The organism is Shinella zoogloeoides (assembly GCF_003574625.1).
Classification (GTDB): Bacteria; Pseudomonadota; Alphaproteobacteria; order Rhizobiales; family Rhizobiaceae; genus Shinella; species Shinella zoogloeoides_A.
The window spans coordinates 210,222-223,558 of record NZ_QNUJ01000003.1; the positions used below are offsets into that span (position 1 = coordinate 210,222).

Below are 13,337 nucleotides of genomic sequence, written 5' to 3' on the forward strand. Positions count from 1 at the left end.
AAAAAGCCCGCCACGACATGGTCGCGGCGGGCTTTTTCGTTTCAGGAACCGGTCAGGCGGCGTATGCCATGCCGGTTCGCGCGGCCTTCGGCGCTACCGTATTGCCGAGCCTGAACTGGGCGAGCAGTGCGTTGAGCTCGGCGGCCTCGGTCGCAAGACCGTGGCTGGCGGCGGTCTGTTCCTCCACCATAGCGGCGTTCTGCTGCGTGCCCTGGTCCATCGTGTTGACGGCGGTGTTGATCTCGTTGAGGCCCGTCGACTGCTCGCGCGCGGCGAGAACGATGGCATCCACGTGGCTGTTGATCTCCTGCACTTCGCGGACGATGGCTTCCAGCGCCGCGCCCGTCTCGCCGACGAGGGTCACGCCGGAGCGCACCTGATCGCCGGAGGTGGTGATGAGCGCCTTGATCTCCTTGGCCGCGTTTGCCGAACGCTGGGCAAGTTCCCGCACTTCCTGTGCCACGACCGCAAAGCCCTTGCCGGCTTCGCCCGCCCGCGCCGCCTCGACGCCGGCATTCAGCGCGAGAAGGTTGGTCTGGAAGGCGATATCGTCGATGACGCCGATGATGTTGGAGATTTCGCCCGAGGACTGCTCGATGCCCTCCATGGCCGTGACGGCGCGGCGCACGATCTCGCCGGACTTTTCTGCACCCGTGCGGGCGCGGGCGACGAGAGAGCCCACTTCTTCCGCCCGGCGTGTGGAATCCTTGACGGTCGTGGTGATCTCTTCCAACGCCGCTGCGGTTTCCTCGACGGAGGCCGCCTGCTGCTCGGTGCGGCGGGCGAGCTGGTCGGCGGAAGCGCGGATCTCGCTGGCGCCGCCGTCGATGGCCATGGCCTTCTCGCCGACCGTCGACATGGCCTTGTGCAGCCTTGCGACGGAATGGTTGAAGTCGTTGCGCAGCCGGTCGAGATCGCCGGCAAACGGCGTGTCGATGCGCGAGGCGAGGTCGCCCTCGGCAAGGCGGCCGAGCGCATCTGCGACGGTTCCGATCGCGAAATTGACGTTTTTCGCTTCCTCGGCCTTGATCGCTTCGCGCTGCTGGCGCTCCTTCTCGGTGAGCGACTGGTTCTCCTCCGCCTCGCGGGCGAGGCGGCCGCGCTCGATGATGTTCTCGCGGAACACGGCGACGGCGGCGGCCATCTGGCCGATCTCGTCCGTGCGGTCGGCATCCGGAATCTGTTCGGAAACGTCGCCGCGGGCGAGCTTGCTCATCATGCCCGTCATGCGCAGCACCGGCTTGACCACCAGTGCGGACAGAAGCAGCGCGAGAACGCCGACCATGGCGATGACGCCGACCGCCGTGCCGATGGAGGCGGCGATGCGGAATTCACCGATGCTGGCATAGGCGATGTCGCGGTCGACGATCAGGCAGAGATACCAGTTGCCGACCGGCAGGCCCTTGATCGGCATGAAGCTGACGAGGACGGGCTTGTCGCCGAGCCGGGTTTCCATCAGGCCCTTGCCATCGATGGCGGGCGTCTGGTCCGGAAACACGTCGGTGAGGGACTTGGAGACCAGTGCCACGTCGGGATGCACCAGGACCGTGCCGGCGCTGTTGACGAGGAAGGCCGAGCCCATGCCGCCGAGCGTGACTTCGTCGACCACGCCGATCAGGCCCTTCAGCGAGAAGTCCGTGCCGGCGACGCCGAGCAGCTTGCCATCGCGCTTGACGGGGATGGCGGCGCTGATCACCAGCTGGTTGCTGGCGGCGTCGTTATAGGGATCGGTCAGGAGCGGCGCGTCGAGTGCGACGGCATCCTTGTACCAGCCGCGCTGGCGCGGATCGTAGCCCTTCGGCATCTCGGCGGGCGGCATGCGGGTGAAGCTGCCGTCGGCCTGGTCGCCGAAATAGATCATGTCGAATTCGTGCGTCATCAGCGGGCTGTCGAAACGCTGGAGGAGCTCTTCCTTGCTGGCGGTCCTCGCGGAGGCTTCCGCCGCGGTCTCGGTCAGCATGACGCGGGCGTTCAGCCAGTTGGCGATGCCCGTCGCGGCCAGCTGGCCGGAGGACTGGATCTGCGATTCCACCCCGCGGGAAATGGCATTGCGCTGGAGATTGTCGATGTAGACCGAGAAACCGCAGAAGGCGGCGATGACGGCAAGCGATGCCGCCAGCAGTATCTTGGTCATAAGGTTGAGACGCTTGCTCAAGGAATTCCCCCGTACTCCACCATCGGCCCGCGCGCCATTCAAGGCTCGCGAGGTCTGGCATGTCGAAAAATGCTGAAAAATCATGCCTTCATGGCGGTGTCGAAGCGAATGCTCCCGGGGCGGGACAGTGAAGGGATATCGTTAAAACTCACCTAAAAGGCGAGGTGATAGTTTTCGCCTAGTGCCTCGGGGCGGATGGCGCGCTTTGGCCGGCGGGCGCCCCACCCCAGTTGACATTCGCGCCGGCTTCCACCTTCCTCGGCGAACGATTTTCACGTCAAATGTATTTGCAGGATCGCCATCATGACCGCCTCGCCCCTCTTCCTCGGTTTGCCCTCCAGCCTTGCCGATGGCCGCAGTCCCCGCGCGGTGATCTTCGGGGCCAGCCATGGCAGCACTTATCCCGGCAAGGACAGCACCGGCTATGCCACGGCCGCCGACGCCATCCGTGCGGCGAGCCAGACGGATGCCGGCCTTGTGGAGCATTGGGATTTCGATCTCGGCGGCCCGCTGTTCGACGGCCGGCCGATCTGCTGCGTCGATAGTGGCGACGTACCGACCGTCATGCACGACAATGCGGGGAACCGTGCGAAGATCGAGGTGAAGACCCGCGAGATTCTTGCAATGGGGGCCGTGCCGATCCTGCTTGGCGGCGACGATTCCGTGCCTATTCCCTTCCTTGCTGGATTTGCCGATCAGGGGCCGATCTGGATCGTGCAGATCGACGCGCATATGGACTGGCGCGACGAGTTGCATGGCGAACGCTACGGCTATTCGAACCCGATGCGGCGGGCGAGCGAAATGGCGCATGTCGCCGGCATGGTACAGGTCGGCATGCGCGGCGTCGGCAGCGCGCGCGCCGTCGAGATCGGGGCGGCCCGCCAGTACGGCAGCCGCATCGTGACCGCCCGCGAGGTGCATGCCGAGGGCGTCGAGGCCGCCCTCAGGCATGTGCCCGAAGGTGCCCGGATCGTGATCACCCTCGATTGCGACGGTCTCGATCCCGCCGTCATGCCGGGCGTCGCGGCGCGCACACCCGGCGGCCTCACCTATATGCAGGTGATCGACCTGATCGCCGGCCTCGGCAAGCGGGGAAGGATCGCCGGGTTCGATCTTGTCGAACTCTATCCCCCGGCCGATATCGAGGGCCTGTCGGCACTGACTGCCGCGCGTCTCCTCGTCAATGTCATCGGCGCCATCGTCCGTCAGGCGTGAGAGGGCCGGAAGGGTGGAAAATCCTTTCGATGCGGCGGACCCGCCGCAACAGAATTGCCGCCACGACATTTTTCGCATGGCAACGTTGAGAAACAGGGCGTAAGAGAGCATTTTCGCCATCTTCCGAGAACTGCTGAAAGATCATCTCCATGCAAGCCAACCGTCTTTCCTTCGACGTCAAGCCGAACGCCCATCCCATGGACGAGGCAAGCCGTCTCAAGGCCTTCGAAAACCTGGGCTTCGGAACGCTGTTTTCCGACCATATGGCCGTCGTGCGGTGGAGCGCGGACAAGGGCTGGCATGGCGCCGAAATCACGGCGCGCGCGCCGTTCCCGATCGATCCGGCCAGCAGCGTCCTGCACTATGCGCAGGAAATCTTCGAAGGCATGAAGGCATATCGCACGGCGGATGGCCGCGCGGTCCTGTTCCGCCCGGAGGAGAACGCGCGCCGCTTCAACGACTCTGCCCGCCGCATGGCGATGCCGGAACTGCCGGAGGCGGACTTCCTCGCCGCCGTCGAGGCGCTGGTGCGGATCGACGCGAAGTGGATTCCTGAAGGCGAGGGGAGCCTTTACCTGCGTCCCTTCATGTTCGCCAGCGAGACCTTCCTCGGCGTTCGCCCGTCGAAGGAATATATCTTCTGCGTCATCGCCTCGCCGGTCGGCCCCTATTTCAAGGGCGGCGCAAAGCCGGTGAAGATCTGGGTTTCCGAGACCTATACCCGCGCGGCCGCCGGCGGCACGGGCGCCGCCAAGTGCGGCGGCAACTATGCCGCAAGCCTCGTCGCGCAGTCGGAAGCGGCGGCGCAGGGCTGCGACCAGGTCGTATTCCTCGATGCCGCCGAGCATCGCTGGATCGAGGAACTGGGCGGCATGAACGTCTTCTTCGTCATGCAGGACGGTTCGATCACGACGCCGCCGCTCGGCGGCACCATCCTTCCCGGCATCACGCGCAAGTCCCTCGTCGCGCTTGCGCGCGAGGAAGGCTTCACCGTCAACGAGGAGCGTTATTCCTTCGATCAGTGGAAGGCCGACGTCGAGAGCGGCAAGGTGACGGAAGCCTTCGCCTGCGGCACGGCTGCGGTCGTCGCCGGCATCGGCACGGTCAAGCATTCCGGCGGCGAGTTCCGGATCGGTAACGGCGAGACCGGCCCGGTCACCGACAAGCTGCGCGAGGCGCTGGTCGGCATCCAGCGCGGCACCCGCGAAGACAGGCACCATTGGGTCCGCGCCATCGAAGGCGCGTAAGCCGCCCGCGCGAGTGGCTGCCTAGAGTCTGAACCGGCCCGCCCTCATCGAGCTTCGAAGAGGCGGGCCGTTCGATTCCGGCTCAGATGCGCTGCGACCTGTCGAGGCCGAGCAGCCGTGCCATGAGTTCGATGCGCGAGGAGACGTCCAGCTTCTGATAGGCGCGTTTGCGGTGCGTCTTCACGGTCTCGGTGCTGACGTCCAGTTCCTCGGCGATTTCCTTCTCCGAAAGGCCGGCGATCAGGGAGCGCATGATCTGCAGCTCCCGCGCGGAAAGCTCCGCCGAGCCGAGCCGCCGCAGCCCGTTGCGGATCGGGTCGTTGTCGGTTTCCAGATGCTTTATGCGCTTGTCCCAATGCTGTTTGCAGACGGCCAGCATGGAGGCGTAGATGGGCTCGACGGAAGCGAGGTCGGCCTGGCTGAAGCCGCGGTTGCCGCTGCGATACAGGGCAACCTGCACCGTGTACTGGTCCGAGAGGCGAAGGGCGAGGTCCATCTCCTTCAGGCGCTTGGGCCAGCCGGCGGTGAGATAGCCGATCTCCTCGCCATCGTCGATCTCCAGCATCTCCGCGGCCGAGGAGGGTTTGCGAAGCTGCGGGGTGCGCGCGAGCTTCTCCATCAGGTAGAAACCGCTCTTCATCTTGCGGCGATGCATCTGGAAGAACGGACTGTGCGTGAAGGTGTGCTTCAGGTACGAGCCGAGCACGTCTTCGTGAATTCGTTCGGGCGCAGAGCGGCTGCTGACTTCCACCAGCGTATTGTCCCGGTAGAGCGAGATCATCGCGAGGTCGAAGGAGATCAGCTCCTGCAGGGTCTCTGTCAGGTGGCGGTCGAATTCGGGCCGCTCTGAAGCCTGGATGAGGCGCGCCAGCGCGTCGTCCGACCGGCGCGTCGTCGGAGGGCGGACACGCTCGGGGATCGCCAAGCGTGTCGCAGGGGCGTTATCGGACAAGGACATGCACGTCTCCTTATCTCGAACGTCGGTTCGATCGGATCAGCTGATCGAGTAACCGCCGTCCACGGGAATAACGCTTCCGGTAATGAACCCGGCATGGGGGCCGGCAAGGAAGAGCGCGATGCCGCGCAGATCCTCGGGGCGCCCCCAGCGGGCCATCGGTGTGCGGGAAAGGATCGGCCCGGCGCGTGACGGGTCGTTCTGCAGGGCGACGGTCAACGGGGTTGCGATCCAGCCCGGCGCGATGGCGTTCACCCGGATGCCCTTGGGGGCATAGGCGATTGCGAGGGACTTCGTCAACTGCGCAATGCCGCCCTTGGAGGAGGAATAGCCCGGAACCAGCCCGCCGCCGAAGAAGCTGAGCATCGAGGCGATGTTGATGATCGACCCGCCGGACCTTTCGAGAAGCGGCGCGGCCGCCTCGCACACGCGCATCGAGCCGTTGAGGTTGATGTCGACGACCTTCTCGAAGACCTCCGCGTCCAGCTCTTCGCCCCGGCGGATGATGCCGGCGCAATTGACCACGACGTCGAGGGCCTCGAAGGCGGAGACGAAGCCGCGCACCGCCTCGGTGCTGCGCACGTCGAGGAGGCGGTGGACGATGCCGGACGCGCTTTCCCGCGCGTCGGCTTCCGCGATTTCACGCTCCGTCGCGCCGGTGGCGACGACATGGGCGCCGGCATCGCGGAAGGCTTCCGCGAGCGCCCCGCCAATGCCGCCCGTGCCGCCGGTCACCAGGACCGTGCGGCCCTCGAGCCAGCCCGCGGCCCAATCAGCGGATGAACTGGTCGACATAATCCGCTCCGAGCCCGACTTTCTCATAATGCGCACGACACATGTCGATCTTGGTGAAGACGTCCTCGTAGCCGATCTGCTTGTTCTCCTCGTTGAGGTAGACCATGCAGCCCGAGATGTTGAAGAAGGTGATCATCTCGCCGCAGTCTTCCGGAACGTTCAGCGTGTGGATCTCGCCCGGCGGCTCGTAGACGAAGGAGCCTTCCTCGGCGACCCAGTCGTGCTCGAAATAGTGCCACTTGCCCTTCAGCACCATGCCGAAGACCGGGGCAGGATGCAGGTGGCGCGACAGGATGCCCGAGCGCGTGACCTTGAGCAGGTTGCACCACTGGCCGGTCAGCGTGTTGAGGAACATCGGGCGGAAGAAGACGTTCGGCGCCTGGGGAACCCAGACGCGATCGTCGTCGGGAATGGCCTTGAGGGCAATTTCGCTCGGGGCGAGGACATGGGTCGACCCCTTCATGTTTGTATACACGCGCTTACTCCTTGGTTGGTTCGGTGAGGCCGCATGGGCTCGGGACTTGGGATCAGCCGACGAGGCCTGCCTCCTTCATGCGGCGGGTGGTGAAGGTGATGGTGGCGGTCATGGCCGCGCGCGCCGCCTCGGGATCGCGCTGGCGGATCGCCTCGATGATGGCGAGGTGGTTGGAAAGATTGGCCCGGTAGTTTTCCATGTGGTTGGCCGCCACCGAGAACAGGATGCCGAGAATCCCGTCGATGGCGGAATCGAAGGCTTCGAGAATGGGATTGCCGGTCGCGCTCAGGATGGCGAGGTGGAAGGCCCGGTCGGCCGTGATGGCTGCCGTGGTATCGCCGGCCGCCGCCGCCGCCTCCATGCGCGCGAAGGCGGTCTCGATGGCGATGATCTGCATCCGGTCCGCCCGCTCGGCAACGAGGGCCGCGGCGGCGGGCTCGAAGACGAGGCGGGCCTCGTTGATCGCCGACATGAGATCGGCCGCATGGCCGCGGCTCGCCATCACCCAACGCAGGACGTCGCGGTTGAGGACGTTCCAGCGCGCGCGCTCCGTTACCACGGTCCCGCGGCGCAAGGCCGTCTCCACGACCCCGAGGCTGCCGAGCACGCGGATTGCCTCGCGCACCGTCGAGCGGCCGACATCGCAAAGCTCCATCAGTTCCGGCTCGGTCGGGATCGTCTGGCCGACGGGATAGTCGCCGCGGGCGATCGCCGTTCCCAGCCAGTCCAACACCTCGTCCGCGCGCTTTTCCCGGGCCATCCGTCGATCCTGTGAATAATATGATGGCTTCCAGTTATCATCAGATGATAAAATCGACAAGTCTGATTGAACGGCTGTCTTCCTCTTTCCGCGTTTCAGGCGTAAGGGGCCGGCCATGGCAATCATGCGCCGCAACGCTGCCGCCGGCTCACAGGCTTTCGCTCGGCTTGTCCCCCCGCGAGAGGATATTTGGGCATGCCGGCATCTGGTAGACAGCGGACGTCAATCTCGGGAGGACCCCATGAAACTCAAGTCTCTGCTCGCATCGGCCTTCTTCGTCGTCGGTGCAACCGTCGCCCATGCCGACAACATCAATGTCGCGACCAACATCGCCAACCCGCCCTTCGAATTCCAGGACGGCGCCGGCACCCTGATGGGCTTCGAAGTCGACCTCCTGAACCTCGTCGGCGAAAAGCTCGGCAAGACGGTCGAATTCCAGGAAATGCCGTTCCAGAGCCTGTTCGCGGCCGTTCAGTCGAGCCGCTCGGATATCGCCATCGGCTCCATCACCATCACGCCGAAGCGTCTCGAAGCCGTTTCGTTCACGCAGCCCTTCTACGATGCCAACCAGTGCCTGACGGTCGCTTCGGCCAGCGGCATCAAGGGTGTCGAGGGCCTCGAAGGCAAGGCACTCGCCGTCATCACCGGCACGACCGGCGAGATGTGGGCCAATGAGAACGAAGGCAAGCTGAAGATCGGCTCGGTCAACCGCTACGACGGCAATCAGGACCCGATGCTGGACATCGCGACGGGCCGTATCGACGGCCTCGTGCACGATTGCCCGATCGATGCCTATTACATCAAGGACAAGCCGCAGTTCGCCATCGTCGCGACCATCCCGACGCAGGAACAGTTCGGCCTGATGCTGCCGAAGGGCAGCCCGCTTCTGGAGCAGGTCGACGGCATCATCACCGACCTGAAGAAGGACGGCAAGCTGGCGGAGCTGCACAAGAAGTGGTTCGGCATCGACGCCGCCGCCGATTCGAGCACCATTACGGTTCAGCCGATTCCGGGGCGCTAAGCCTCCCGTCCACTCCCAATCAACGTTCGGCTTGGATGCGTCCGGGCCGAACACTCCATCGAGGGATCGCATGGATCTGTTCACGACATTCTTCAACATCGACGTGCTGATCCAGGCGGCGCCGCTGTTGCTCAAGGGCTTCTGGCTGACGGTTCAGCTCGGCGCGGTGAGCCTTGTGATTTCTCTAGCGCTCGGCCTTCTGCTGGTTCTGGTTCGTCTTTACGCGCCGACCCCGTTGCGCTGGCTGTCCATCTGTTACATCGACCTGTTCCGCGCGGTTCCGCTGCTGGTGCTGTTGATCCTCGTCTATTATGCCCTGCCGTTCGTCGGCATCCGCCTGTCCTCCTTCTGGGCGGCGGCGGCGGCGCTTTCGGCGGTCGCCTCGGCCTATATGGCCGAAACCTTCCGCGCCGGCATCGAGGCCGTACCGAAGGGGCAGTTCGAGGCCGCGCAGTCGCTCGGTTTCGGCTGGCCGCGCATGATGTCCGACATCATCCTGCCGCAGGCGATGCGTCTCGTCGTACCGCCGACCACGGGCGTGTCCATCGGCCTGATCAAGGATACCGCGCTCGGCTCGGTCGTCGCCATGCCCGACCTTCTCAAGCAGGCAACGCAGACGCAGGCCTTCTACGCCAATCCGTCGCCCCTCGTCGGCGCCGCGCTGCTGTACCTGATCCTTCTCCTGCCGCTGGTGCGCCTGGTCAGCTTCCTGGAAGCCCGCAAGAAGCCCTCGCGCTGATGGGTGCGCCCGCAGCCTTTTCGGAGCAACCGACATGAGCCAGAATACGCCTGCGCCTTCGAGCGCCGACCCGATCATTGCGATGCGCAATGTCGAAAAGCACTACGGCACCTTCCACGCGCTGCAAGGCGTCAACCTCGAAGTCAAGCGCGGCGAGGTGGTCGCCATCATCGGGCCGTCGGGCTCGGGCAAGTCGACGCTGATCCGCTGCATCAACCGTCTCGAGACCATCTCCTCCGGCGAGATCGTCGTCGATGGCGTGAAGGTGGAGCAGGGCAAGAACCTTGCGCTGGTGCGCGCCGAAGTCGGCATGGTCTTCCAGCAGTTCAACCTCTTCCCGCACATGACGGCGCTACGCAACGTCGCCATCGCGCCGATCCGCGTGCGCGGCATCGCCAAGGCGGAAGCCGAAAAGCGCGCCCGCCAGCTTCTGGAGCGCGTCGGTCTCGGCGCGCATATGGAAAAGTTCCCCGACCAGCTTTCGGGTGGCCAGCAGCAGCGCGTGGCGATTGCCCGCGCGCTCGCCATGGAACCGGCGGTCCTGCTTTTCGACGAGCCGACCTCGGCGCTCGATCCGGAAATGGTCGGCGAGGTGCTGGACGTCATGCAGAGCCTTGCGGCAACGGGCGTCACCATGCTCGTCGTGACGCACGAAATGGGCTTTGCCCGCCGCGTAGCGCACCGCGTCGTCTTCATGGAAAGCGGCCAGATCATCGAGCAGAACGCGCCCGATGCGCTGTTCGACACGCCGCGGACCGAGCGCGCCAAGGCCTTCCTCAGCTCCATCATGCATGGCGCTGCCGGCTGATTCAAAACGCATAAACGAAAGTCACGCACGATGATTGACACCGCTGTCGAAGCGCGGCCTGCTGTCCGCGCGCTCTCCAGTTCGCTCATCCGCGAGGTCGCGAATGCCGCGATGGGGGCATCCAATGTCCTGCCATTCTGGTTCGGCGAATCCGACACGCCCACGCCGCAGTTCATCCGCGATGCGGCGGCGGACTCTCTCCTGAAAGGCGAGACGTTCTATTCCCAGAACCTCGGCCGGCCCTATCTGCGCGAGGCAATCGCGGCCTACCAGAGTGCGCTTCTCGGCTGCAGCATTTCCGCCGACCGGGTGATCGCCGTCGGTTCGGGCATGAGCGGCCTGCAGATCGCCCTGCAGCTCGTCCTGTCGCCGGGCGACCGCGTGGTGGCGGTTACGCCGCTCTGGCCGAATATCAGCGAGGCGCCGCTCATCCTCGGCGCGAATGTCGAGCGCGTCGCGCTCTCGGTCGATGACGGCCGCTGGTCGCTCGACGTGGACAAGCTGCTTGCCGCGCTGACGCCGGACACGCGCATGGTCATCATCAATTCGCCCAACAACCCGACGGGCTGGACGATCGATGACGAGAGCATCCGCACCATCCTCGCCCATTGCCGCAAGCACGGCATCTGGATCCTCGCCGACGAGGTCTACCAGCGTCTGGTCTACGATGCCGCGCAGTCCTTCGCCCCGTCCTTCCTGCGGCACTATCAGGAAGGCGACCGGATTCTCGCGGTCAACAGCTTTTCCAAGGCCTGGTCGATGACCGGCTGGCGCGTCGGCTGGATGGTCGTTCCGCACGCGCTGATCGCGGATGCGACCAAGCTGGTCGAGTACAATTTCTCCTGCATCTTCGAGCCGACCCAGCGGGCTGCGACCGTCGCGATCCGCGAGGGGGAGGGGGAAGTACAGCGCCTGCGCGCCCATCTCACCAGGACCCGCGCGCTTCTCGTCGAGGGCCTGCGCGGCATGAACCGCGTGAGCGTACCGGAAGCCGGCGGCGCCATGTATGCGTTCCTTCGCATCGAAGGCTACGAGAATTCGCTGGAGCTGGCGCAGCGGCTGGTGCGGGAAGTGGGCCTCGGTCTTGCACCGGGCGCCGCCTTCGGCGCAGAGGGCGAGGGCTGGCTGCGCTGGTGCCATGCCGTCTCGGAAGACAAGCTCGTCGACGGCCTCGAGCGCCTCAAGGACTTCCTGCGCAAGTAGGACCATGCCGCTCCCGGTCCGAACGCACCGGGAGCGTCCGCCTTCAATCCTTCCGGATGATGGTGATCCATGAGAAGCCGCGGTGAAGCCGCTTCTCCACGCTGCGCCCGGCCTGTTCAGCGGCGACGGTGAAGAGATCGGCGCGCGGCGTCACGTGATGCCAGTCGAGCCAGCGGGTCATGGCGCGGCCGAACCAGCGCGGCAGGCCTTGCATATCGCCGAAATCCGCTATGTGCAGCTCGCCGCCCGGGGCAAGGCGCGTCATCGCCTCCGCCACGACATGCCGCCATTGCGGGATCATCGAGACGGCGTAGGAAATGAAGATTCGGTCGTAACCCTTCTCACCGAAGGCCGATTGCGGATCGAAGGCGGCGGCATCGGCCCGCGCCAGCCGGACCCTGTCGCCAAGGCTGGCGCCCTCGATCGCATCTTCTGCAGCCGCGAGCATTTCCTGCGAAATGTCGATGCCGTGGAAGCGGGCTTCGGGGTAGAGCATCGCGGCCTTCACCAGATTGCGGCCCGTGCCGCAGCCGATTTCCAGCACCGCGCCGCCGGGCTTTGGGCGGAGGCCGGCGAGCATCGGGTCGCGGCCGAGCAGGTAATATTTGCGCGTCGCGTCATAGATGCCGAACCGCCGCTGCCAGCGGTAGATCCGGTCCATCAGCAGGGCGTGGTCGGAGACCGCGCTCATGCCGCCTGGTCCTTCAGCACGTAAAGATGGAAGCCGCCATAGATCGACGAGCGGTCCCTCTCGTGCAGGGCGCGCGATTCCGCTTCGTGATAGGCCCATCGGTCGAGAAGCGCATTGTCGAGCCGTCCGGGCAGCAGGCTTTCGGCCGGCGCCGTGCGGAAGATGACACGCGCGCCGGGGGCCGCGCTGCGGGTGATCTCGGCCCAGAGGGCATTAAGCTGCCCGTCCGTCATCCAGTCCTGCGCATCGAGCAGGATGAAGCGGTCGACCGAACCGGCGGGCTTGGCCGCGAGGAATTCCGTCAGCGACGTGTTGGTGATGGAAATGCGGGAAGCGCGGCTGCGAATAGTCTCGTGATTCTGCCGGGCGAGGTAGGGCGGCAAGGGCGCCCTGTCGCCGGGGCCATAGCCGCGGCCGAAGGCCTGCCAGGCGAAGTAGTTCTCCGATAGCGGGAAGCCGCAGGCAAGCTTTTCGACCCGCTGGCGCAGGATCGTCGCCATGTCGCCGCCCGCGCCTGAAAGCGCTTCATATTGCTGCGGCGGAATGCCGAGACCGAAGAGCGAGCTCTTGCGCCCCGTCGCCCAGCGAATGAGCCGCTTGTCGAACAGCGGCGCGAGGGTCTCGTCGAAGAAGCGCCGCTGGTCTTCCATGGTCCGGGCATCGAGCAATCCGCGCGGATCGGCGCCATAGAGCCGGGCCATCTTGTGGCCGAGCCCGATGAAGCCGCCGAGAAGCCCGTGGCGATAGAGGCGGCGATGGAAGATGGAGATGCGGCGGCGGCCGGTCACCGTGCGGCCTTCCCAATAGGCGCGGGTCTCCGCGTCGAGATGGGGTTGCAGATAGGTGCGATAGGCCGCGATGTTCCGCCGGTCGTCGCCACTGCCATAGAAGCGGTAGAAGGTTTCGTAATCCGGCAGGCGGGCCGCCGCCGCGAGTTTCAGGCGGTTGAAGGCCACATGCGCGGGATTGAGGTCGACCGCCTCGATACGGGCCGGATCGGCGACGAGGTAGGAAAGTGCGTTGCACCCGCCCGAGGCGATGGTGACGATGCTGTTGCCCGGCGCGATCTGCAGCGCTGCCATGTCCACCTCGGGATCTTCCCAGATCTGCGCATAGACGAGGCTTCGGAACAGCCGCGAAAAGACATATTCCGACATTCCGGAAGGCGTCAGCAGCGGATTGCGGCGCACGGCGCGATGGAGGCGCTTGGCTGCCCCGTCCGCGCGCGCTGCTACAGGAGAAGGGATGGCGGAGGTGGCCGTTTCGATCATCG

Annotated in this window: 13 protein-coding genes; 6 read left to right on the plus strand and 7 right to left on the minus strand. The window is 65.3% G+C overall.

Annotation, left to right across the window (positions count from 1 at the left end):
• Positions 1–52 precede the first annotated feature (52 nt).
• Positions 53–2,155: a methyl-accepting chemotaxis protein gene (locus DSD28_RS07015; protein WP_119255664.1), complete on the minus strand. Its 2,103-nt coding sequence runs from the start codon at positions 2,153–2,155 to the stop codon at positions 53–55.
• 303 nt (positions 2,156–2,458) lie between these two features.
• On the opposite strand from DSD28_RS07015, the gene DSD28_RS07020 reads away from it, so the two are divergent.
• Positions 2,459–3,370 (plus strand): agmatinase, encoded by a 912-nt coding sequence (locus DSD28_RS07020; RefSeq protein WP_119255665.1) that lies wholly within the window; start codon positions 2,459–2,461, stop codon positions 3,368–3,370.
• A 149-nt stretch (positions 3,371–3,519) separates the two neighbouring features.
• Entirely contained in the window at positions 3,520–4,617 is a 1,098-nt protein-coding gene (locus DSD28_RS07025) for a branched-chain amino acid aminotransferase (protein WP_119255666.1), read from the plus strand.
• An 82-nt stretch (positions 4,618–4,699) separates the two neighbouring features.
• Here the strand turns inward: DSD28_RS07025 and DSD28_RS07030 are convergent, their stop codons facing one another.
• The 4 genes from DSD28_RS07030 to DSD28_RS07045 form a co-directional block, all read right to left on the minus strand.
• Positions 4,700–5,575: a helix-turn-helix transcriptional regulator gene (locus tag DSD28_RS07030; RefSeq protein ID WP_119255667.1), complete on the minus strand. Its 876-nt coding sequence runs from the start codon at positions 5,573–5,575 to the stop codon at positions 4,700–4,702.
• A gap of 36 nt (positions 5,576–5,611) precedes the next feature.
• Entirely contained in the window at positions 5,612–6,367 is a 756-nt protein-coding gene (locus DSD28_RS07035; protein ID WP_119255668.1) for an SDR family NAD(P)-dependent oxidoreductase, read from the minus strand.
• On the minus strand, positions 6,345–6,830 hold the full coding sequence (locus tag DSD28_RS07040; RefSeq protein ID WP_119255669.1) for a 2,4'-dihydroxyacetophenone dioxygenase family protein: 486 nt from the start codon (positions 6,828–6,830) through the stop codon (positions 6,345–6,347). The genes DSD28_RS07035 and DSD28_RS07040 overlap by 23 nt, the downstream gene beginning before the upstream one ends.
• A 64-nt stretch (positions 6,831–6,894) precedes the next feature.
• Positions 6,895–7,602 carry a FadR/GntR family transcriptional regulator gene (locus DSD28_RS07045; RefSeq protein ID WP_162911285.1) on the minus strand — a complete coding sequence of 236 codons (708 nt, stop codon included), beginning with the start codon at positions 7,600–7,602 and terminating at the stop codon, positions 6,895–6,897.
• Positions 7,603–7,843: 241 nt separating this feature from the next.
• Between DSD28_RS07045 and DSD28_RS07050 the strand changes: the two genes are divergently transcribed.
• The 4 genes from DSD28_RS07050 (at position 7,844) to DSD28_RS07065 (ending at position 11,373) form a co-directional block, all read left to right on the plus strand.
• Positions 7,844–8,623 (plus strand): ABC transporter substrate-binding protein, encoded by a 780-nt coding sequence (locus DSD28_RS07050; protein WP_119255671.1) that lies wholly within the window; start codon positions 7,844–7,846, stop codon positions 8,621–8,623.
• 70 nt (positions 8,624–8,693) lie between these two features.
• Positions 8,694–9,362: an amino acid ABC transporter permease gene (locus tag DSD28_RS07055; RefSeq protein ID WP_119255672.1), complete on the plus strand. Its 669-nt coding sequence runs from the start codon at positions 8,694–8,696 to the stop codon at positions 9,360–9,362.
• A 34-nt stretch (positions 9,363–9,396) separates the two neighbouring features.
• On the plus strand, positions 9,397–10,170 hold the full coding sequence (locus DSD28_RS07060) for an amino acid ABC transporter ATP-binding protein (protein WP_119255673.1): 774 nt from the start codon (positions 9,397–9,399) through the stop codon (positions 10,168–10,170).
• 30 nt (positions 10,171–10,200) lie between these two features.
• Positions 10,201–11,373: a pyridoxal phosphate-dependent aminotransferase gene (locus DSD28_RS07065; RefSeq protein ID WP_119255674.1), complete on the plus strand. Its 1,173-nt coding sequence runs from the start codon at positions 10,201–10,203 to the stop codon at positions 11,371–11,373.
• Between the two features lie 43 nt (positions 11,374–11,416).
• Here the strand turns inward: DSD28_RS07065 and DSD28_RS07070 are convergent, their stop codons facing one another.
• Both DSD28_RS07070 and DSD28_RS07075 read right to left on the minus strand, forming a co-directional pair.
• A complete protein-coding gene (locus tag DSD28_RS07070; protein WP_119255675.1) occupies positions 11,417–12,064 on the minus strand; it encodes a class I SAM-dependent methyltransferase in 648 nt (215 codons plus the stop codon).
• Positions 12,061–13,335 carry a DUF3419 family protein gene (locus DSD28_RS07075; protein ID WP_119255676.1) on the minus strand — a complete coding sequence of 425 codons (1,275 nt, stop codon included), beginning with the start codon at positions 13,333–13,335 and terminating at the stop codon, positions 12,061–12,063. Before DSD28_RS07075 ends, DSD28_RS07070 begins: the two co-directional genes overlap by 4 nt.
• Between the last annotated feature and the right edge of the window lie 2 nt (positions 13,336–13,337).

What these genes read in the sequence shown, in the direction of transcription:
- DSD28_RS07020 (WP_119255665.1), top strand. Translation starts at nt 2,459, where the DNA reads ATGACCGCCTCGCCCCTCTTCCTCGGTTTGCCCTCCAGCCTTGCCGAT.
- DSD28_RS07025 (WP_119255666.1), top strand. Translation starts at nt 3,520, where the DNA reads ATGCAAGCCAACCGTCTTTCCTTCGACGTCAAGCCGAACGCCCATCCC.
- DSD28_RS07030 (WP_119255667.1), bottom strand. Translation starts at nt 5,575, where the DNA reads ATGTCCTTGTCCGATAACGCCCCTGCGACACGCTTGGCGATCCCCGAG.
- DSD28_RS07035 (WP_119255668.1), bottom strand. Translation starts at nt 6,367, where the DNA reads ATGTCGACCAGTTCATCCGCTGATTGGGCCGCGGGCTGGCTCGAGGGC.
- DSD28_RS07040 (WP_119255669.1), bottom strand. Translation starts at nt 6,830, where the DNA reads ATGAAGGGGTCGACCCATGTCCTCGCCCCGAGCGAAATTGCCCTCAAG.
- DSD28_RS07045 (WP_162911285.1), bottom strand. Translation starts at nt 7,602, where the DNA reads ATGGCCCGGGAAAAGCGCGCGGACGAGGTGTTGGACTGGCTGGGAACG.
- DSD28_RS07050 (WP_119255671.1), top strand. Translation starts at nt 7,844, where the DNA reads ATGAAACTCAAGTCTCTGCTCGCATCGGCCTTCTTCGTCGTCGGTGCA.
- DSD28_RS07055 (WP_119255672.1), top strand. Translation starts at nt 8,694, where the DNA reads ATGGATCTGTTCACGACATTCTTCAACATCGACGTGCTGATCCAGGCG.
- DSD28_RS07060 (WP_119255673.1), top strand. Translation starts at nt 9,397, where the DNA reads ATGAGCCAGAATACGCCTGCGCCTTCGAGCGCCGACCCGATCATTGCG.
- DSD28_RS07065 (WP_119255674.1), top strand. Translation starts at nt 10,201, where the DNA reads ATGATTGACACCGCTGTCGAAGCGCGGCCTGCTGTCCGCGCGCTCTCC.
- DSD28_RS07070 (WP_119255675.1), bottom strand. Translation starts at nt 12,064, where the DNA reads ATGAGCGCGGTCTCCGACCACGCCCTGCTGATGGACCGGATCTACCGC.
- DSD28_RS07075 (WP_119255676.1), bottom strand. Translation starts at nt 13,335, where the DNA reads ATGATCGAAACGGCCACCTCCGCCATCCCTTCTCCTGTAGCAGCGCGC.